Raw genomic sequence first — 19,760 nt, forward strand, 5'->3', positions numbered from 1 at the left:
TTCATTTCCTCCGCGACCGGATGTCATAACATTCCTTCATGAGAATCGCTCCGGCTATGGCGGAATTGAGCGATTCGACCTGAGCGCTGTGCTCGATCCGTACCAATCTGTCAGCAGCCTGGATCATCTCAGGCGAGAGGCCGTCCGCCTCCGAACCTATCGCGAGCATAATGCGGTTATTCTTCATGGAGGCCAGAACTGCATCCATTTTGTCCGATCCCTGCAGGGCGGCAGCGATGATGTGAAAGCGCTCTCGTCCTGCGGCGGCCAGTGTCTCCGCCATATCGGCCGACGCCACCGGCATGCCGAAAACCGCCCCAACCGACGCGCGCACCACCTTCGGCGAAAACGCTTCCGCGCACCTTCCGACCAGCACCACCAGATCGAAATCGAACGCCAGCGCCGTCCGGATCAGCGTGCCGACATTGCCGGGATCGGAGATGTTCTCGCACAGTAGTACATTACGCATAGTCGGGAGGATAAGTTCGCCCAGCCGCTGATTTGGAAGCTCGAAAACGGCCAGGATTCCCTGGGATGTTTCGGTGTCGGCGATCCGGGTCAGCTCGCCGGCGCTCACCTGTTGAGTGGCCACACCCGCCTTGCGAAAACGCTCCACCACCTGTCCGCCTCGGGAGGAGAGTACCGACGGCGCAAAATACAGCCGCGCAGGATATCGTTTGAAGCGGAGTGTTTCCTCCATCAGGCGAACGCCCTCAGCCAGAAATCGGCGCGACGTGCGTCGACCCTTCCTGGTCTGCAGCGCGCGGAGATTTTTTGTTTCCGATCGGCTAAGGGGCAAGCTTTATTACCTCATTCGACAATGACTGAGAGAATGAACCAGTTAGCTCCTCATTGGCAAGTGAAAACTCTGGCGGCGGTGTTTGCGGCGGTCGGTCTGCTGTTCTACGGTGCCACCGCGGGAGAATTAGGCATCCAAGTCGGCGGCCTGGACGGGATCGATCCATGGCAGCCCACGCCGAAAGCACAAATCGGCCTCGCGCTTTCCGGAGGCGGAGCGCGTGGGCTGAGCGCGGTGGGCGTGCTCCAGGCGTTCGAAGAAAAAGGGATCGAGCCAATCGCGATTACCGGCACGTCGATAGGCGGAGTGATCGGCGGTTTGTATGCGTGCGGATATACGGTTGATGAACTGCGCGAGATCGTGAAAGACCTCGACATCAACACGCTCATCGCCACGCGACCGGCGCGGACATCGATGTTTCTAACGCGTCGTCAGGAACGAGAGAAGTATTTATTTTCGGTGCGGTTCAACGGCTGGCGGCCTGAGATTCCGCGCGCCTTTACCGGCGGCCAGGAAATCACTTCGCTGCTCACCCGGCTCACGCTCAAGGCCAATTATCTCGCCGACCGCGAGTTCACCAGGTTCCCGATCCCGTTCAAGACGGTCGGCACTGATATCGTGACCGGACAGCTTGTCGTACTTGAGCAGGGTTCGCTGGCCGATGCCATGCGGGCCACTATGGCGTTTCCGCTCGCGTTTACCGGTGTCGAGAAAGGCAATGGCCTTCTGATGGACGGCGGCATGTTGATGCCGGTGCCGGTCGAAGTGCTCCGCCCGATGGTTGATTCGGGCACCACCATTGTCGCCGTAAATACCGCAAGCCCGCTGCTGGACTTGGACGACCTAAACACACCCGTAGATATTGCCAACCAGGTTACGAGTATAATGACCGCGGACAAGCTGCGCTACCAGCTAAGCCTGGCCGACGTTGTGCTGACACCGGTGGGGGAACAGCTCTCGTCGACTGATTTCGAGGACGCCGATAGCCTGATCGCGCTTGGTTATCGGGCGGCGCTTATGGCAGCCGACACCATACTGGCGCTACAGGCGTCGCGGTCGGCGTTGACTGTCTACGATGTGTGTGACCTGCAAGTCGTTTGCAGCGATTCGTCGCTCGCCAATAGGTTCCGGGAGTCGAGATTGGACCGTCCGTTCACTCTGCCTCAACTGATCGAAGATCTGAAAACTCTTGCCCGAACCGAGCCGGTGTTCAGTATCAAAGCCGAGCTTTTCGCCGAATGTGTGGTGCCTGATCAATCATCAGGGGCGCCGGAAAACACTGTAATCCTGCGTCTTTATCTTCAGCCGCAACCCCGCATGGTGGATATCACGTTGCGCTTCGAAGGGGACATCCTTAACGACGATCTCTCGCTCGCGCGCCTGTGTGACTTTTCCGACAGCCTGCTCTCGCCAACCGCGCTTCGCCGCGCTGCCGACCGAATTGTCGAGCGGTACCACGACGACGGCTACGACATGGCCGAGGTGCGGGATATCGCGGTTGATTTTGACAGAATGTTGGTGACGTTTACAATCGACGAGGCGCGGGTGGGCAGAATCAACGTGGCCGAGAACAAGCGTACTCGCGACTGGCTGGTGCGATCGTACCTGCCCGTAGCCAGGGGAGGGGCGTTTTCATCCGATAAGGCGGCGCGTGGCCTTTCGGCCCTTTACGGCACCGAACTGTTTGAGCGGGTGATGCTTGATCTTGAGCCGGGCGACAGCCTGGCAACCATGACCATCCGGGTCAAGGAACGCAAATACTCGCAGGTAAGATTGGGCTGGCACTGGCATGATGAGTACCAGTCCGAGCAGTTTATCGAGCTGGTCGATGACAACGTCAACGGGGTGGGTCTCGAGTTCCTGACTCACCTGCAGTACGGGCCCGACCGCCAGGATTATCACACCGGCCTTCGCCTCGACCGGATTTTCTTCACGTATTTGACGGCGCGCCTTGGGTTCTTCTACAATCTGCTCGATCGGGATCTTTTCGACAGTCAGGGTGATGTCAACGGCTATCGCGACGAGGACCGTTGGGGCGGCGCGTTTTATCTGGGGCAGCAGATCGCCCGTCTGGGCCAGGTGCAGGCTGGTTTGCGGGTAGAGGAGATCAAGACCGCCGATCACCGCTTCAACACCGTCGGACAGCTGAGCCTTCGCACTCTGCACTTTGAGTCCGAGGTGGAATCGTTTGACCGTTATCCATTTCCGAATTCCGGAAGCAAACATCGGTTCGATCTCCGGTTTGCCGGCAAACTCCTCGGTGGCGACGTGGAGTTTACGCGATTCAATACCTCGCTCGAAGCGTACTACACACTGACTTCATGGCTCAATTACCATCCAAAAATCTCGATGGGCTTGTCGAGGCGAGGCCTGCCGCCGTCGGAGAAATTCTACCTCGGCGGGCTTGGTTCGTTTTCGGGATATCGGGTGAACGAACTCTCGGGCGAGAAGATGTTCTTGCTCAATCAGGAGCTGCGGTTCAAGCTGCCGTTTCGATTCTACCTGACCGGGCGGTTTGACTTTGGCGACATACAGGCCGGCGCCGAGGATATCAAGCCGGAGGAGTTTCGTCAGGGGTTTGGGGTGTCTCTATCGTTTGACTCGCCTATCGGCCCGTTCGAGTTCGGCTTCGGCGGTGGCGATTCGCCCAAGGATCAATACTACTTTTCCGCGGGGTTCAGGTTCTAGCGGACGGGGGATGACAGGTACGCGGTGGTATCCGGTGGCCCAATCCGCCGGCGGCGGGGTGGGATTGGAAAGTTCCTCGCCCAACCCTTTCCCGGTGGCTGTCCGGTGGCCCACCTGCTTGCAGGTGGGAGAAGACTCTATTGCGGGCCATGTCTACCGCAGGCAACGCTGACAATTCACAGCAGTTCTGTGGGATGCCGGTGAATTTGCACGCAACACTCGTCTCTTTGTAACGTTTAGACAAAACAGGGTGAATGGACGCACGGTCCACAAGGTCAACCGCGTTGAACGGGCTGGCCGTAATATCAAGCGTGGCCCGCGGGTGGTCGGAACAACCAACCAAGTTCGTCATAGAATGCAGAATCTCCGGCAATTGATCGATAATGCCTTAACCAGAAAACACTTCGAATCGGAGGCAGCGTGAAAGCTGCATGGTCAAACTACAACGAAGCTAAAGCTGTGATCGCTCTTGCCCTTTGTCTGTTGTTTACGACGGTTGGATCGGTTCGCTGTCAGGATCAGTGTGAACGGATAATGCAGCAGGACAGCACTCTCAATAACCTCATCGACCCGCCCGGCTACAAGACATGTCCGTTGGGGACTCTGGGTGGTGTCGAGAAGGCAGGTACCGGGCCGCAACCAATGGTTCTGATTCCGGGATTGGGCTTTGGCGGCGATATCTTTCGCGACTTTATGACGTCTCATCTGACTCAATACACCATGTACGCGGTCACCCTGCCGGGCATGGGAGGAACCCCAGCCCCGCCGTCGCCGCCTGAAACTGTCAGCTTTGGGGAACAAACCTGGACAACCGGTGCCCTGTCTGCTATCGAAAAGCTGATTCAGGACAAGGGACTGGACCGGCCGATCGTACTGGGACACTGGATTGGCGGTACTCAGATCGCCTTGCGCCTGGCGCTGAGTCATCCCGAAAGAGTCAAAGCGGTGATTCTGGTCTCAGGGAGCGCCTGTATGGTTCCCACCGATACTGCCAGGTTCCCCACACGCCTGTCTCTCGATCAGCGAACCAAAGCAACTGACCTGTATATGGCCCCGCTATGGTTCAAGACCGTGACCAGGGAAACCTGGGACGACAACAACTTCCTGCCCGGAGACTACGCAGTCAACCCGGTTCGCGGCCTGAGGTTGTGGCGACAAGCCGCGACGCCGCCGTTGCATGTGTGGGTACGTTATCTCTGCGAGTTCAACGCCCAGGACATCGGACTAAGTCTGGACAGTCTTGCTGTTCCGACTCTCTTGATAAGGCCGGGACTGGAGGGTGCGGCGGAAGAATCGGGGAGCAAATACCTCGAAGGATATTGTCACAAAAGCTGGGAACTGCCTGTGGTGACCGGCGGTAAGTTTCAGATGGTGACGGTACCGAATTCGCGTGTTTGCCTCTGGTACGATCAGCCGTCTACATATGACAGCTTGATCGAAGCATTCGTCAATGTACTCGATTGAACGATCTGTTGCTCAGACCAGTGCTGATAGGTGGCCCACCCTCTGGGTGTGTTTCCTGTTTGGTACAAACCGGGGACATAGGTATCAGATTGATCCGGGGACATGGGTGATGGCTCTTATGACGTGAATTCAATGCTACTTTCCAAGGCTACTTCAATAGAAACCCACCTGGAAGGTGGGCCACCCGACCCACAGCAGCCGGTTGTATTGACACATGTTCAGCGAAATCGGAATTGCTGATCAGTGGGAAAATTGTATATTTAGCAACGACTAGGTCAAACGGAAAGGGATACAGGTGTCAATCAGACTCTCCATGCCAAGTATTACCGGGACTAAAACAAGACAGGAATGATACAATGTCACATGAAGAACCGCGGATTATCAGGGTCATCTCTGGATATGATGCAACCGCGACGGGGCATTGGAGTTACTGTGAACAAATAGTGAACGCCCATGCAGGCGTACGTTCCTTTTTCTATGCAGCACTGGAACTTCGCCTGTGCATTGAGCGCTTATGTTTCGAGTACTTGGCATTACTTACCTATCGACGCAGGAAGCTGAGCAAGTCTGAGCTTAAGCTCTACAAACCAAAGGACATCTTGAAGCGCGTCAACAATGAGAGTCCCGATTTCAAGAAGAGAATGGACTTTCTCAATGCCCTCCTTGAAGTAAATGGGAGCTGTGAAAGGATGAAGTGTCCAGACACTAGTTGGCTTGAGAAGACACACGGAAAGCTCGGAGACTATCTTCATGCATACAGGGAGCCTCCGACCCAGGAAGAACTTATCAGATTCGGCGAGTTCGTTAAGGACACCTTGGTTGATCTCAAATCATATATCTACCCGCGAATGAGCATAGTAGACCTGAGACCACATGCTCAGGCGGTGTTCGATGAATATGTTGCGGGAAGGATCACGTTGTCATCTCTGACAAAGCGACTCGAGATCGCTACGATTCCAATGCATCTAATAAACCCTCCGGGGCGTACAGACTGATGTTTAGACAGCGAAGGCGGCATTCAGCGCTTCGTACACGTTAAGCACTTGTGGCTGTTCTCACCGCGACTACCGTCCACCACAGCTTGCTGTCGGTCGTTGCATTGGCCTACCCCCTCGTGCCGTGGCACTTCTTGTACTTCTTGCCGGAGCCGCACGGACACGGGGCGTTCGGGCTGACCTTGGGCATCTCGCGGCGCACAGTCGCAGCGCGGGTACCTGCCTGTGAGGCCGCTGCCATCGGATTTGATTCACCCGCGCCGGTCGGACCGGCAGGAGCTGCGACCGCCGAGCCGCGATACCCCAGGTTGGTCGATTCCTGGTGCGACGCCACCAGATGCGGCTGCCTTTGCGGCGCACGCGCCTGCTCGGGGATTCGCACTTGCAGTTTGTAGACCAAATTGACGATCTCGCGATCAATTGCGCCGATCATCTTCTCGAACATGCCAAACGCCTCGCGCTTGTAAATATCAATCGGCTTACCGATCTGGCCGTGATACGCCCGAAGGCCGATACCGGCACGAAGTTCCTCGATCTCGGAGAGATGATCCCGCCAGTGGCGGTCGATTGTGGACAGCACCGCATACCGCTCCAACTGGCGCATGATGTCTTCGCCGTAGGCCGCTTCTTTTTGCCTGTAGAACGCAGTTACCGCGCTATGAATCTTCTCGCGCAGCGACTCGCGGGTAAGCGCCGGTATCTCCTCATCCTTTAGGCGAAGGTCGAACAGGTAGACGTTGCGAAGTTCCTCGCGCAACCCCGCTAAATTCCAGTTCTCAGGATATTCTTTTTCGGGGCAATGCGGTTCGATCAGGTCATCGAGCACAGTGTCAATCAGCTCCACCACTTCGTCCTTGATCGACGGCCGCTCCAGAGCGGCGAGACGGCGCTCGTAGATCCACTTGCGCTGGACATTCATAACGTCGTCGTACTCAAGCGTATGCTTGCGGATAGCGAAGTTCTGCGCCTCGACTTTTTTCTGCGCTCGTTCGATAGCCCGGGTGACCATCGGGTGCTTGATGACCTCACCTTCCTGCACGCCGAGACGGTCCATGATCGAGCCGAGGCGGTCGCCGCCGAAGAGGCGCATCAGGTCATCTTCGAGCGAGAGGAAGAACTTCGATGATCCGGGGTCGCCCTGGCGTCCGGCGCGGCCGCGCAACTGACGGTCAATACGCCGTGATTCATGCCTCTCCGTGCCGACAATGTGCAGCCCGCCTTTGTCGACTACACCCGGTCCGAGCTTGATATCAGTGCCGCGCCCGGCCATGTTGGTGGCGATAGTCACCGCGCCCGGCTGGCCGGCATAGGCGACAATCTCCGCCTCGCGCTGGTGCTGTTTGGCGTTGAGCACGTTGTGGTCGATTCCGGTGCGCTTGAGCATGCGGGAAAGCGTTTCCGATACCTCGACCGAGACCGTCCCCACCAGCACCGGACGGCCCTGGTTGTGCTTCTCGACAATCTCATCGATAATGGCATTGTACTTCTCGCGTCGCGTGCGGTAGATCTCGTCGTCGAGGTCCTCGCGGATGACCGGCAGGTTGGTCGGGATAACGACAACGTCGAGTTTGTAAATGTCCCAGAACTCACCCGCTTCAGTCTCGGCGGTGCCGGTCATGCCGGCCAGCTTTTCGTACATGCGGAAATAGTTTTGGAGGGTGATGGTAGCGAGCGTCTGGCTCTCGGCTTCGATCTTAACGCCTTCTTTGGCCTCTATCGCCTGGTGCAGACCGTCGGAGTAGCGCCGGCCGGGGAGAATGCGGCCGGTGAATTCGTCGACAATCATCACCCGCCCTTCCTGAATCACATACTCGACATCTTTCTCATATAGGGTGTAGGCACGGAGTAGTTGATTGATGGCGTGAACTTTCTCCGAGCGCTCGGCGTGAAGTCGGTACGCCTCGTCGGTCTTCTTCTTGCGCTCTTCCTCCGATAACGACATGTCCCCATCTATTTCCGAGAGCATGGTCGACAGGTCGGGAATCTCGAACAGAAGCTGCTCGGCGCGGGGAAGCTGGGCGGTGCCGAGATCGGTGATGACTATGGCGTGTTCGCGCTCGTCCATGTAGTAATAGAGGCGGTCGTCGATTTCATGCAGCTTTTTCTCGCGCATGTACGACGATTCCACCTCGGTCTTGAGCTTCTGCATGCCGGTTTCTTTGAGGAGCTTGAGAAGCCGTTTATTCTTCGGCGAGCCGCGACCGACCGTCAGGAGCAGTGTCCCCAGCTCGAATTCGTCATCGGCCTTGCCGGATTCCGCCAACTGCTCGGCCTTAGTCATCATCTCGTTGATCAGCGCCAGTTGCTTGCGGGCGAGCTCCGAGACGGTCGGTTTCATCTCGCGGTAGCGGTCATGTACCGTGGAGGCCTCGACAATACCGGAGATAATCAGCGGCGTGCGGGCCTCGTCGATCAGAATTGAATCGACCTCGTCGATGATGGCGTAATTGTAGCCGCGATGTACCCGGTCTTCGGCGCGCTGGGCCATGTTGTCGCGGAGGTAGTCGAAACCGAACTCGTTGGCGGTTCCGAAGGTTATATCGCACTGGTACATCTGGCGGCGCTCGGCGTTGGTCATCTGGTTCTGGATGACACCGACCGTCAGGCCGAGATACTTGTAGATCTGGCCCATCCACTCGCTGTCGCGCAGGGCGAGGTAGTCGTTGACGGTGACGACGTGCACGCCCCTTCCGGTCAGGGCGTTCAGATAGGTCGCCAGTGTGGCGACCAGCGTTTTCCCCTCGCCGGTGGCCATCTCGGCGATCTTGCCCTCGTGCAGGACGACACCGCCCAGCAACTGGCAGTCGAAATGGACCATGTTCCATTCGGTGGAAATACCGGCCACACTCCAGGTCTGCCCGACATGACGACGACAGGCCTCTTTGACCACCGCAAATGCCTCGGGCAAAAGCGCATCGAGCGGTTCGCCGTCAGCAAGGCGCTTGCGGAACTCATCGGTTTTCGACCGGAGCTGTTCCTCGGAGAGGTCCGCGAGCTGGGCGAAGTGCTCGTTTACTTCAAGCGCGGTGGGGGTGAGGCGTTTGACCTCGCGATCGTGCTTGGTGCCGAAAATCTTGGTCAGCAGGTTTTTCATTAGTCACCCGTTTTCTTATACCGGTCAGGGAAGAATACGAAAACAACGCAGTCAAGGCAATTGGTGCGACAATAGTAGGTCGGGGCCCTCGTGGTCCCGACATTTGCCACAGTGCTGCAAGGCTGCAGACGAGGGTCCGCCGTGGCGAGCGGGTCCGGACTAGGACCCGACGCAACACACCTCGCTTGTGAGACGGGCTTAACTGGCCCGCCGCGCACCATACAATCAACACACTCCAACAAGTTGTTTCCCCAGTTAGTATTGGTTATTTTCTCCCCATGTCAGATTCTGTACGTGGTGTGGTGGTATCCAGCCGAGGTAAGCGGTTTGAGGTTCTGGCCGAGGATCACTCTCGCTGGCAGTGCGAGGTCAGGCAGAAAGTCAAGAAGGATGCCGAGCAGACGACCCCGGTTGCGGTCGGCGACGACGTGCTGTTTACCCGCGCACTTGAAGGCACCGGCGCGATAGATCAAGTCCTGCCCCGCCGCACGGTCTTCGTCAGGCCGCTGAAACGAAGCTCCACTATACAGCAGGTCATTGCTGCCAACCTCGACCAACTGGCGGTGGTGGCATCGGTGCGCTCGCCGGTTCTCCGAACCGGGTTGGTGGATAGGTGCCTGGTAGCGGCACAATACGGTCGCCTGGATCCGCTGATCATCTTCAATAAGATCGATCTCGGCGCCGAGCCGGATTTCGAGAGCATCTTGCGGGGTTATCGCGCGATTGGTTATCCCGTGTTCGTGGTGTCCGCTCTCACAGGTGCCGGTCTGGACACACTTATACCAGCGCTGGCTAATCATCGCACTCTATTTACCGGGCATTCGGGTGTGGGCAAGTCCGCGCTCTTAAACCGGTTGATTCCGGGAGTGGACATTCGCACGCGAGAAGTCTCCGATTATTCTGATCGCGGCAGACACACCACTAGCACGATCGAGCTTTATGAGCTACCGACCGGCGGCTTCGCCGTTGACTCGCCCGGTCTCAAAGTGATGGGTCTATGGGAGCTAACCGCGGATGACCTGGCCGATTTCTACCCCGACTTTGAAAAGTATCTGGGCCAGTGCCGCTTCAACCCCTGCTCACATTCGCATGAGCCGGGATGTGCGGTGAAGACCGCGGTGGAAACCGGCGAGATCGCGCGTTTCCGCTACGACAACTACCTCATCATAAAAGAGAGTTTGTAGCCGACGGCAGGTCAGGCTGCGGCGCCATCTGCCGATAATTGACACAACAGGAAACCCCGGAGTCAGTCCGGCGGTTGTGACTAACTGAAACCGGAGAATTCAGAGCATGGCCAGATTCAAACTCGCCTTTGGCATACATAACCACCAGCCGGTCGGAAACTTTACCGCCATATTCGAAGAGGCCCATCAAAAAGCCTACTCGCCCTTTGTCCAGTTGCTGAGCGAGTTTCCCGCGATTAGGCTATCGCTGCATCAGTCGGGCATCCTCTGGGATTGGCAGAAGGCGGTGCACTCCGAATACTTTCAGCAGATCGGTAGACTCGTCGATCGCGGCCAGATCGAATTGATGACTGGCGGCTTCTACGAACCGATACTCACGTCGATCCCCCAGCGTGACGCGCTTGGCCAGATCAGAAAGCTCACCGACTACCTGGGCTCGCATTTTGGCTGCAACCCCGACGGACTCTGGCTGACCGAGCGAATCTGGGAGCCGCACCTACCGAAACTCCTCGCCGAGGCGGGGATTCGCTATCTTCCTGTCGACGATACGCACTTCATATACGCCGGTTTCGAACAGGCCCAACTGACCGGGCCGTTCCTCACCGAGGATGAAGGCCGCGCCGTCACCCTGTTGCCAATTCAAAAACGCCTGCGTTACCTGATCCCCTTTGGAGATGTAGAAGAGGTAATGTCCGATCTTCGTTCCAGGGCCTCGTTGGATCAATCGGGGATGGCTGTATATGCCGATGACGGCGAGAAGTTCGGGGTCTGGCCCAAGACCTATGAGCATTGTTATCGCGACGGCTGGCTGAGGCGGTTTTTCGAAGCGCTCGCACGCGAATCGGACTGGCTTGAGGTTGTTCCGCTGGGCGAGGCGGCGTCAACCGGGCCGGCCGGTCGGGCGTATTTGCCGACCGCATCCTACGAAGAAATGCTCCACTGGGCTTTGCCGCCGGTGGCGTTTGTTGACTATGAGCATTTCGAGCAGTGGCTCAAGAGCTGCGGCAAGAAGGAGCAGTTCGGCCGGTTTGTTCGCGGCGGCCACTGGCGGGGGTTCCTGGCTAAGTACGAGGAATCAAACCTGATGCACAAAAAGATGCTGCGCATTTCGGATCGTCTCGCCGCGCTCGAAAAGCAACCGCATCCCAGTCATGCCGATTTGTCGGCCATTCGCGAACACTTGTACGCATCGCAGTGTAACTGCCCCTACTGGCACGGCGTATTCGGCGGCTTGTACCTGCCGCATATCAGACAAGGCGTGTATAGTCATATGGTCAAAGCGACAGCTGCGTTGCAGGAACAGTCGCCGTCGGCAGCTACGCTGACGGTTGAAGACTACGATCGCGATGGCCACGATGAGATTCTGTTTGAGAGTCGATCTCTCGGCGCTATAATCAAACCGCGTCGCGGCGGCATGTTGATTGAGTTATGTCTAAACGCCCACGGTTTTAACCTGACCGATACGCTGACCCGGCGGCGCGAAGGGTATCACCTCAGGCTTGACAGAGCTGTCCACCCGAATAAGGCCGCCGGGCAGGCATCGATTCATGACTTGGTGCTCGCGAAAGAAGAGGGACTGAAAAACTACCTGGTCGACGATTGGTATCTCAAACGCTGTTTTGTCGACCATTTCTTCGCTGCCGATACCGATCTGGCCCGCTTCCGAACCGGGCGGTTCGGTGAGGAGGGGGATTTTATCCTCGAGCCGTACACCTGGCGTGTCGATGAGCATAGCCTGAGTGTGTCTATGCGCCGCGACGGGTTTGTTCGCCGGACCGATGGCGAGTTTGCCGTTACAGTGATCAAACAATTGCGTTTTCGTGCGGACTCCGAGGCCTTCGAGGTTTCATACGAATTAACAGCCCCGCATTCGGCGGGTCTGGGGGTATCCTTCGGGGTTGAAAACAACTTCAACTTCCAGGCAGGACACGCGGAGGATCGGTTTGTCGTGGTCGACGGCCGTCGCCCGGTCGAGGGTTTCCTCGATTCGGTCGGTGCTTCGCCGTCCGCGCAGTCAATCGCCCTAGTGGATGAATATCGGTCAATCGCGGTGGCGGTGACCTCGGACCAACCGTCGGAACTCTGGCGCCTGCCGATATTCACGGTGTCTCTGTCTGAGGGCGGTTTCGAGAAGGTTTACCAGGGGACAACTACAGTTCACAGGTTCGCCCTTCGCCTCAGCGCTGCCCCAATTCGGCTGAGCTTTTCTGTCCGCGCGGGCGAGATGAGCCGCGTCCTGCCATCTGCTTATGCCACCGCAGCGCTGCCGGGATGAGTAGCCCGATAACCCACCCGCCACGCAATTGATCTTTGCTTTTGACCCGAGCGGCAATATCTTGCGAGGCGATGCTCGATCAAGTAATCAAGGTCGTCGCGAACTGTTCCAGCGCGGCCGTATTGACCGGCGCCGGCATCTCGGCGGAGTCCGGCGTACCTACTTTTCGTGCTCAGGAAGGACTCTGGAAGAAGTTTCGCCCCGAGGAGCTGGCCACTATGGACGCCTTCCTGGCCAATCCGGGGATCGTCTGGGAGTGGTACAACTGGCGTCGCCGCCTCATTGCCGATGCCCGGCCCAACCCCGGTCATTATGCCCTACGGGATCTGGAGGCGTGTTTCGACGATTTCACCGTGATCACTCAAAACGTCGATAACCTCCACCGGCTGGCCGGGTCCACCCGCATTCTTGAATTGCACGGCAACATCTATCGAAACAAATGCGCCGATTGTAGTCGCCAGTTCGGCGCCGAAACGGACATTGACCCCGCCGCTATCCCAACGTGTCCCCAGTGCGGCGGCAAGATTCGCCCCGACGTGGTCTGGTTCGGGGAAATGCTGCCGCAGCAGGTAATCGAGGAAGCCTTCCGCAAGGCAGAGCAGGTCGAGGTCTTCTTTGCCGTGGGAACATCGGCAATAGTCCACCCGGCGGCATCACTGCCGCTTGTGGGTAAGCGGCATGGAGCCGCCCTAATCGAGGTCAATCCCGAACGTACCCCCTTGAGCGAATATGCTGATTTTAGCTTCCAGGCCAAATCAGGAGAACTGCTGCCGGAACTGGTTACCAGGCTCATGGCGGCAAGGCTGCCGGGGACGATGAAATGACTGCAATGGCAAACCGTGAACGTACCCGTTCCATGACTGTAGAAGAAGCAGGGCCCGGCGCGTTCGGCTCTATACTATGAGGTACACGACAAGATTCGTCCTGCTGATTATGGGGGTAATAGCGCTTGTTGTCCTTACCTCAGGTTGCAGTGTCTACTTCAATACGTTCTTCAATGCGAAGAAGGCCTTCAATTCGGCGGAAAAGGCCCGCAAGGAAAGCAAGCGTGAGGGAGCCGGGAGAAACGAGTACCAGAAGGCCATCGAGAAAGCGCTCAAAGTAGCCGAGAACCACCCCAACTCGAAATACTATGATGACGCCATCTACGTTCTTGGAGTGTCTTACTACCACACGGCCCAGTACGCCAAAGCCGAGCGTCGTTTCCGCGAGCTGTTGGCGAACTACCCGAACTCCAAGTATACCAGGGATGCCACGATCTACCTGGCAAAGTCCAAGCTCGCACTAGGCGATATGGATGACGCCCTGGCGGCGTTCGCGGCGGTGTTTGATTCCGGCTACGACAAGGAATACAAAGCCGAGGCCGCGCGGGCGCTCGGCGAGCATCATCACAAGGAGAAGGAATACTCGGATGCCCGGCGGTATTTTGTCGCGCTTCGAGACTCGCTGGGTGATGGGGCCGCTGCGCGCAACGCGCAGATGTTTATTGCCGACGGCTACTTTGAGGCCTTCCAATTTCAAGACGCCTTGAGTGGGTATCTGCAGGTGTTGGGGATGAAGCCTGACAAGGGCGAAAAGTACCACGCGCTCTACCAGGCCGGCCTATGCTCCATACGACTCCAGCGAATAGACGCCGGACTGGCCTATCTCAATCAACTCGCCAAAGATGAGCTCTATTTTGATTCGCTCGGCATACTGAAATTGACCATGGCGGAGGGGTACGAGTACGACGGCGACCTGGCCCAGGCTGAAGCTCTATATGAAGATGTAATGTCCACCAGTGAGAAGAAAAGCTGGCAGGCGATTGCCGCCTATCGGCTCGGGCTGATCTACCAGATAGACTACGACCAGCTTAGCAAAGCTCAGGAGTATTATGACAAGTCAGTCGAGATCGACAAAACCTCGCCGGTGCGGAGCGACGCCATTGTGCGGTCGTCCGACATCGGTAAACTGAAGACCTTCGCCCGCACCCATCTGGATTCTACCGCCACCCCGGCGGCGATCGAAACGGCCGCCAATACGCAGCTTCTCCTCGCGGAACTGTACTGGTCGAAATTGAACAAGCCCGATTCGGCCATAGCCGAAATGCACTACCTGGTTGACTCGATTGAGACCTCATACCATACGCCCCAGGCGATTATCATGCTCTCCCAGATGATCCGCGAGCATACCGGGGACAACCAGGCGGCCGACAGCATGCTGCAGACCGTACTTCAGAAATATCCCCACTCCGATTTCGTACCCGAGGCATTGGAGGCGCTGGGACTTGAGGGGACCGAAGCGGACTCCGGTTACGCGGCCCTCTACATCGACAGGGCTGAGGACTTTCTCATTAACGGCGAAGAGATTGACTCGGCCCGCACTTACTATCAGTACGTAGTGGACAACTTCCCCGAATCGGACCACTACCTTCCGGCTCGCTTTGCCCTGATCTGGCTCAGAGACAATTACGAAGCGCCGGGGGATTCGTCGATCTACTACGCCTACAAGGAGTTTATCGACTCTTTCCCCGACAGCGAGTGGTCCCGGACGGCCTCCCGGATGATAGGGGGGGCAGTGCAGCCTGTCGGCCAGCCGACGAGCACGCAGGAGGAGCAACTCACCGACTTGGAGAAAGATTCCATCCGGCACGGGGATACACGGGACGATATCGAGCGGCCGCCGGATACGGCGGTGGGCTATATCGACCCGATGATTGCGCTCTACCGCACTCCCAAGGGGGATACCCTGGTAGACCTGAGACTGCAACCCATTGAAACCCAGATTCCCTTTGAGTTCCCGCCCGAATTCTCCACGGGCACCCAAAACGACTGGAAACTCTATTTCCAGTTGCTGATTGATTTTTCCGGGAAAGTTGTGGATTATAACCTGAAGATCCCCTCCGGTATCGAGGAGATCGACAAGCGGGCCCGTGAAACGGTGGGTTCCATGACTTTCGACGCCATGGAGGTATCCAACCGGGTGGTTGACGCCGGCCAGACCGATAAACGAACCGAAGAAGGTTACTGGTTTGTATATATGTACGTCGTGACAAAACCGGAATATCTCAGATGAGCAAGTACTCCTCTGAGCGCGTACCTGTAAGCCGGGTTCGTCACCTTTCCCCTAATTATCACTCCCTCAAACTGGGTCCCTGGAGTCGGATCAACGAGTGCCGCCCCGGACAATTTGTCCATCTCGGGCTGCCCGATTCAGAGATATACTTTCGCCGGGCGATGTCAATCGCCGCGGTAGACACCGGCTCGGGTCAAATCGAGATCATTTTCAAAGTTTTCGGCCGGGGTACGCGGATTTTGTCCGGCTACCACAAGGGGGACGTTGTCGACGTGCTCGGCCCGCTCGGGGTTCCGTTTACGCCACCCCGGCAAAACGAAACCTGCCTTTTCGTGGCGGGCGGGGTCGGTTTCCCGCCGCTGTTTTACTTGGCCAGTCGGCTGGTGGCAAGAGGGCGGGATCCGGAAACAATCGAATTCTTTTACGGCGGCCGTACATCGGGCGAGGTAGTGGAGCGGCAGCGGATCCGCCAACTTGGAGTACGCTTCCACCCCGTGACCGATGACGGCAGTTTCGGCTCAAAAGGGCTCGTGACCGAAGCGGTGGAGAAGTATCTGGACGGCCATCCCGTCAAGCGTCCTCGCATGTACGCCTGTGGACCTGACGGCATGCTGAAGGCGGCCGATGACCTCGCCCGAAAGCTCGGAATACCGGGAGAGGTGTCGCTCGAAGCGCCGATGCCGTGCGGATTCGGAGTCTGCCTGGGCTGTGTGGTGCCGCTCCGCGCCGGAGGCCACGCCCGCGTCTGCAAGGAAGGGCCGGTGTTCCAAATCGGGGAGGTGCTGCTGTGAAGCCCGACCTGCGCGTCACAATCGCCGGGATGGAATTTGCCAACCCGCTCATGACCGCATCTGGTTGCTGCGGATACGGCGAAGAACTCGCCGAGGTCTTTCCGCTCTCCCGTTTGGGCGCACTGGTCACCAAGTCGATCACGCTCAAGCCGAGGCTGGGACATCCACCGCCGCGCACCGCCGAGACAGCTTCCGGTATGCTCAACGCAATCGGCCTGGCTAATGTCGGGATTGATGCGTTCATTACCGACAAGCTGCCGTTTCTGGAAAAGCAGAAGACCAGGGTGATCGTGAATGTCGCCGGTTCATCAGCGTCGGAGTATATTGAAGTCTGCCGCCGTCTGAACGACTGCCCGAGAGTCGATATGGTCGAGCTTAACGTCTCCTGTCCGAATGTCGACGAGGGCGGTATCGAGATCGGCACTGATCCACTGCAGACCGAGAAGATCGTCGCCGACGTACGTAAGGTATTCAAGCGGCCAATCATCGCCAAGATGACCCCCAACGTAACCGATGTTGGCATCGTGGCCAGGGCGGCCGAAGCCGGCGGTGCGGATGCGATCTCGCTGATCAACACCCTGACAGGGACATCTATCGATGTCAATACCTGGCGACCACGCTTGACTTACAATCGAGGCGGACTCTCCGGGCCGGCGATCAAACCGGTGGCGCTGGCCATGGTCGACAGAGTATACAACTGCACCAGGCTCCCGCTTATTGGAATTGGCGGTATCACTACGGCCGACGACGTTGTCGAGTTTATGCTGGTCGGTGCGACCGCGGTGCAGATCGGGACCGCGCTGTTCGTGCAGCCCGATGCCCCCGTGCGAATCGCCAAAGATCTGACCGCCTATCTTCGCGAGAAGAAGCTGCACTCGGTCACAGAATTGATCGGCAAGGTAAGGAAATACTGATGTTCGCTTTGGAGAAACTGCAGAAAGCCCAGCAGGCCAATCGCTCCTTTATCTGTCTGGGGCTGGACCTCGATCCCAAAAAGATGCCGCAGGATTTCGGCAACAGCACGCGGGGGATGTTCGAATTCGCGAGGCGCATTGTCGAGGCCACCGCCGACCAGGTCTGCGCTTACAAACCGAATCTCGCGTTTTACGAGGCGCTCGGCGCCGACGGCTGGTCGCTTCTGAACCTGCTCGTACAGCGAATACCGGAGCGTATCCCGATCATTCTCGACGGCAAGCGCAACGATATCGGCAACACCGCCGCCCAGTACGCGTCGGCGCTCTATGACAGGTTCAGGGCCGACTGGGTGACGGTCAACCCGTATATGGGCTACGACTCGATGCGCCCGTTCATGGAACGCAAGGACAAGGGCGTGTTCGTGCTCTGTTTAACCTCGAACGCAGGCGCTCGTGATTTCCAGATGCTGGAGGTTGAAGGCCGCGCGCTCTACAAAGTCGTGGCCGAACGAGTCAGATTCTGGAACAAGGACAACAATTGCGGCCTGGTAGTAGGTGCAACTCACCTTGATCAGCTCCGCGAGATTCGCGAAATCGCCGGGGACATGCCGCTGTTGATTCCGGGAGTCGGCGCACAGGGGGGATCGTTGGATGATTCGATAATCGCCGGCACCGATAATTTCCTCAAACCGGCCGTGGTGAACGTCTCCCGCTCGGTGCTGTACGCGTCGAACGCAACTGATTTCGATCAGCGAGCCCGCCAGGAAATAGCGAAACTGAACGCCGCGGTCACTCGTCTCCGCTACGGTGACAAACCCGCCGAGCCGAAGGGCCAGCCGGTGGTGTCGAACAGTCAGCAGACCGTTTCGAACAATCCGCAGTCCGCACCCAACAATCAGAAGGACACAGGGGAGAGAGCGTCCGGTGCCCCACCGCCTGGGGTGGGCGAAGATTCTGGCAATACCTCACCTAAGAGTGGGCCAACTGAGATTACGAACCAATCGTAGCCCTGGCGTCCGATGCCCCCACCACCCATGCCGGAGGGCGGGTTCAGAATCTGCCAATACTCATCGATAATCGAAGTCACCCCATTCTGGCGGAGAGGCAGGGATTCTCCGGCTGCGGAAAACGTTAACTCTTTGATTTTCAACAAATTGGCTGTAATTGAGTGGCATTTCGAAGGTTAACTATCGTGTAGTATCGTGAAGTTCGGTGAAGTATCTTGAAGTTCAGCGTAGTTCGCGGTTAGAAAATTGTTAGAAAATTTCGGGCACGGGAAGATACAGTTTTTGGTGAATGGCGGTGGTAAGGTGGAGTAACAAGGCGAATATACTGGTCGTTAGAGTCGCTGGGACGGAGAAGAAGCCGCCAACAACAAATCGTCAAAGGCTCTACATATGAATTGTTCAGATGACAGGGAAGCTTACGCTGCGCCCCAGGAACAATCTCATCCTTCGCAGAAGAGCCACTTACCGCTAGTCGCGTTTATAATACACCGTATGCTCGTGCTAGACAATCTCGACTCCTGAGTTGCTGGGCTCAACGATGGTGCCGAGGGTTTTGGGAAGGGAATTGTCCCTCTGGCCAGAATAATCCAGCATGGTACTGGCTGCGCACCGTGGTGGGAGAACATAACAAGCCAGGCTTGGATTTCTTTTGCTTGAAGTGGGTTCGTTGGCACTGCTGCGTCGAGAGCTTGATAGAAACTAACAAAAGGTACCGACTCCACTAGAGATACGTGACGTTCATTCCTACTGAGGCGGACCGTGGAGGAATCGGTTGGCGGTTCTGGAAGCAATGCTGAGTCAGGTCCTTCATAGGTTGAGTACACTTTCAGTAAGCGGCCGGTCGGCGGATCGAGAACAAAGTTGTAAGTCTTTCTGATCTGATTTGAAACGGTTTCTGAACTCCATCCGCCAAAGTCCAAGAACACGCTATCGAATGTGACGATCCACCGCTTTGGACCGGCGATACTATCAGACAGAAACGGTGTCGTGGAATCAGCAAAGGCGGTTTCAGTAACGCAAGACGCTGCAGAGGGACGAACAAAACCCTTGGAATTCGCAAATCCTGCGTACTTAAGTGCCCTGTTTAACGCCTGCTCCTGGTTCTCGATCACCACGCTACGTGGGGTCTCGGCCGCCTCCAATGTCGCCAAGACCAGCAAACTAGCAAGGAATGCGCCAAGCGCAGGTCTTTCAGCAAAAACCTGAAACATGCTAACCTCCGTTTCCAATCACAGATCGAGTTGCTAACAACTCTACAGCAGTGGAACCAGATCGCCAACCTCCAGTGAGTCGCGGCTCTCAATTGTCATAAACCATTGGCCATGCTCATCCACCCTCTCCTCGACAACAGCTCCATATTCCCCAAGAAGCAAGGTAGCCCACAGCTTGCTGTGGGTCGTTCCATTCACGGGCAGATCCCTCATAGCTCAATCTTGTCTATCCGCAAAGCTACATCGTCTCGACCACAATAGCAATTGTAACTCGACCACCGCCA

The 19,760-nt window shown here is 57.2% G+C and carries 13 protein-coding genes; 10 read left to right on the plus strand and 3 right to left on the minus strand.

Annotation, left to right across the window (positions count from 1 at the left end; translation table 11 throughout):
• Position 1 precedes the first annotated feature (1 nt).
• A complete protein-coding gene (locus tag AB1772_07850) occupies positions 2–799 on the minus strand; it encodes an RNA methyltransferase (protein ID MEW5796262.1) in 798 nt (265 codons plus the stop codon).
• Positions 800–832: 33 nt separating this feature from the next.
• Between AB1772_07850 and AB1772_07855 the strand changes: the two genes are divergently transcribed.
• From AB1772_07855 to AB1772_07865, 3 genes are all read left to right on the plus strand, one after another.
• Positions 833–3,487, plus strand: coding sequence for a patatin-like phospholipase family protein (locus AB1772_07855; GenBank protein ID MEW5796263.1), 2,655 nt, complete (start codon positions 833–835; stop codon positions 3,485–3,487).
• A 420-nt stretch (positions 3,488–3,907) separates the two neighbouring features.
• On the plus strand, positions 3,908–4,951 hold the full coding sequence (locus AB1772_07860; GenBank protein MEW5796264.1) for an alpha/beta hydrolase: 1,044 nt from the start codon (positions 3,908–3,910) through the stop codon (positions 4,949–4,951).
• Positions 4,952–5,307: 356 nt separating this feature from the next.
• Positions 5,308–5,946 carry a hypothetical protein gene (locus AB1772_07865; protein ID MEW5796265.1) on the plus strand — a complete coding sequence of 213 codons (639 nt, stop codon included), beginning with the start codon at positions 5,308–5,310 and terminating at the stop codon, positions 5,944–5,946.
• Between the two features lie 109 nt (positions 5,947–6,055).
• Here the strand turns inward: AB1772_07865 and secA are convergent, their stop codons facing one another.
• Entirely contained in the window at positions 6,056–9,040 is a 2,985-nt protein-coding gene (gene secA, locus AB1772_07870; protein ID MEW5796266.1) for a preprotein translocase subunit SecA, read from the minus strand.
• A 278-nt stretch (positions 9,041–9,318) separates the two neighbouring features.
• Between secA and rsgA the strand changes: the two genes are divergently transcribed.
• From rsgA to pyrF, 7 genes are all read left to right on the plus strand, one after another.
• Positions 9,319–10,224 carry a ribosome small subunit-dependent GTPase A gene (rsgA, locus tag AB1772_07875; GenBank protein ID MEW5796267.1) on the plus strand — a complete coding sequence of 302 codons (906 nt, stop codon included), beginning with the start codon at positions 9,319–9,321 and terminating at the stop codon, positions 10,222–10,224.
• Between the two features lie 106 nt (positions 10,225–10,330).
• Complete coding sequence (locus AB1772_07880; protein MEW5796268.1) at positions 10,331–12,499, plus strand: alpha-amylase/4-alpha-glucanotransferase domain-containing protein; 2,169 nt, start codon at positions 10,331–10,333, stop codon at positions 12,497–12,499.
• A gap of 71 nt (positions 12,500–12,570) precedes the next feature.
• Positions 12,571–13,323 carry an NAD-dependent deacylase gene (locus tag AB1772_07885; protein ID MEW5796269.1) on the plus strand — a complete coding sequence of 251 codons (753 nt, stop codon included), beginning with the start codon at positions 12,571–12,573 and terminating at the stop codon, positions 13,321–13,323.
• A 76-nt stretch (positions 13,324–13,399) separates the two neighbouring features.
• A complete protein-coding gene (locus tag AB1772_07890; protein MEW5796270.1) occupies positions 13,400–15,553 on the plus strand; it encodes a tetratricopeptide repeat protein in 2,154 nt (717 codons plus the stop codon).
• Positions 15,550–16,344: a dihydroorotate dehydrogenase electron transfer subunit gene (locus AB1772_07895; protein MEW5796271.1), complete on the plus strand. Its 795-nt coding sequence runs from the start codon at positions 15,550–15,552 to the stop codon at positions 16,342–16,344. Before AB1772_07890 ends, AB1772_07895 begins: the two co-directional genes overlap by 4 nt.
• Positions 16,341–17,258, plus strand: coding sequence for a dihydroorotate dehydrogenase (locus tag AB1772_07900; GenBank protein MEW5796272.1), 918 nt, complete (start codon positions 16,341–16,343; stop codon positions 17,256–17,258). The genes AB1772_07895 and AB1772_07900 overlap by 4 nt, the downstream gene beginning before the upstream one ends.
• On the plus strand, positions 17,258–18,265 hold the full coding sequence (gene pyrF, locus AB1772_07905; GenBank protein ID MEW5796273.1) for an orotidine-5'-phosphate decarboxylase: 1,008 nt from the start codon (positions 17,258–17,260) through the stop codon (positions 18,263–18,265). The genes AB1772_07900 and pyrF overlap by 1 nt, the downstream gene beginning before the upstream one ends.
• Positions 18,266–18,705: 440 nt before the next feature.
• On the opposite strand, the gene AB1772_07910 is transcribed toward pyrF, so the two are convergent.
• Complete coding sequence (locus tag AB1772_07910) at positions 18,706–19,476, minus strand: hypothetical protein (GenBank protein MEW5796274.1); 771 nt, start codon at positions 19,474–19,476, stop codon at positions 18,706–18,708.
• Between the last annotated feature and the right edge of the window lie 284 nt (positions 19,477–19,760).

Source organism: Candidatus Zixiibacteriota bacterium (genome assembly GCA_040752815.1).
In the GTDB taxonomy this organism is placed as follows: Bacteria; Zixibacteria; MSB-5A5; order GN15; family FEB-12; genus JAGGTI01.

Coding starts and splice junctions, on each gene's coding strand:
- AB1772_07855 (MEW5796263.1), top strand. CDS start 833: ATGAACCAGTTAGCTCCTCATTGGCAAGTGAAAACTCTGGCGGCGGTG.
- AB1772_07865 (MEW5796265.1), top strand. CDS start 5,308: ATGTCACATGAAGAACCGCGGATTATCAGGGTCATCTCTGGATATGAT.
- secA (MEW5796266.1), bottom strand. CDS start 9,040: ATGAAAAACCTGCTGACCAAGATTTTCGGCACCAAGCACGATCGCGAG.
- rsgA (MEW5796267.1), top strand. CDS start 9,319: ATGTCAGATTCTGTACGTGGTGTGGTGGTATCCAGCCGAGGTAAGCGG.
- AB1772_07880 (MEW5796268.1), top strand. CDS start 10,331: ATGGCCAGATTCAAACTCGCCTTTGGCATACATAACCACCAGCCGGTC.
- AB1772_07885 (MEW5796269.1), top strand. CDS start 12,571: ATGCTCGATCAAGTAATCAAGGTCGTCGCGAACTGTTCCAGCGCGGCC.
- AB1772_07890 (MEW5796270.1), top strand. CDS start 13,400: ATGAGGTACACGACAAGATTCGTCCTGCTGATTATGGGGGTAATAGCG.
- AB1772_07895 (MEW5796271.1), top strand. CDS start 15,550: ATGAGCAAGTACTCCTCTGAGCGCGTACCTGTAAGCCGGGTTCGTCAC.
- pyrF (MEW5796273.1), top strand. CDS start 17,258: ATGTTCGCTTTGGAGAAACTGCAGAAAGCCCAGCAGGCCAATCGCTCC.
- AB1772_07910 (MEW5796274.1), bottom strand. CDS start 19,476: ATGTTTCAGGTTTTTGCTGAAAGACCTGCGCTTGGCGCATTCCTTGCT.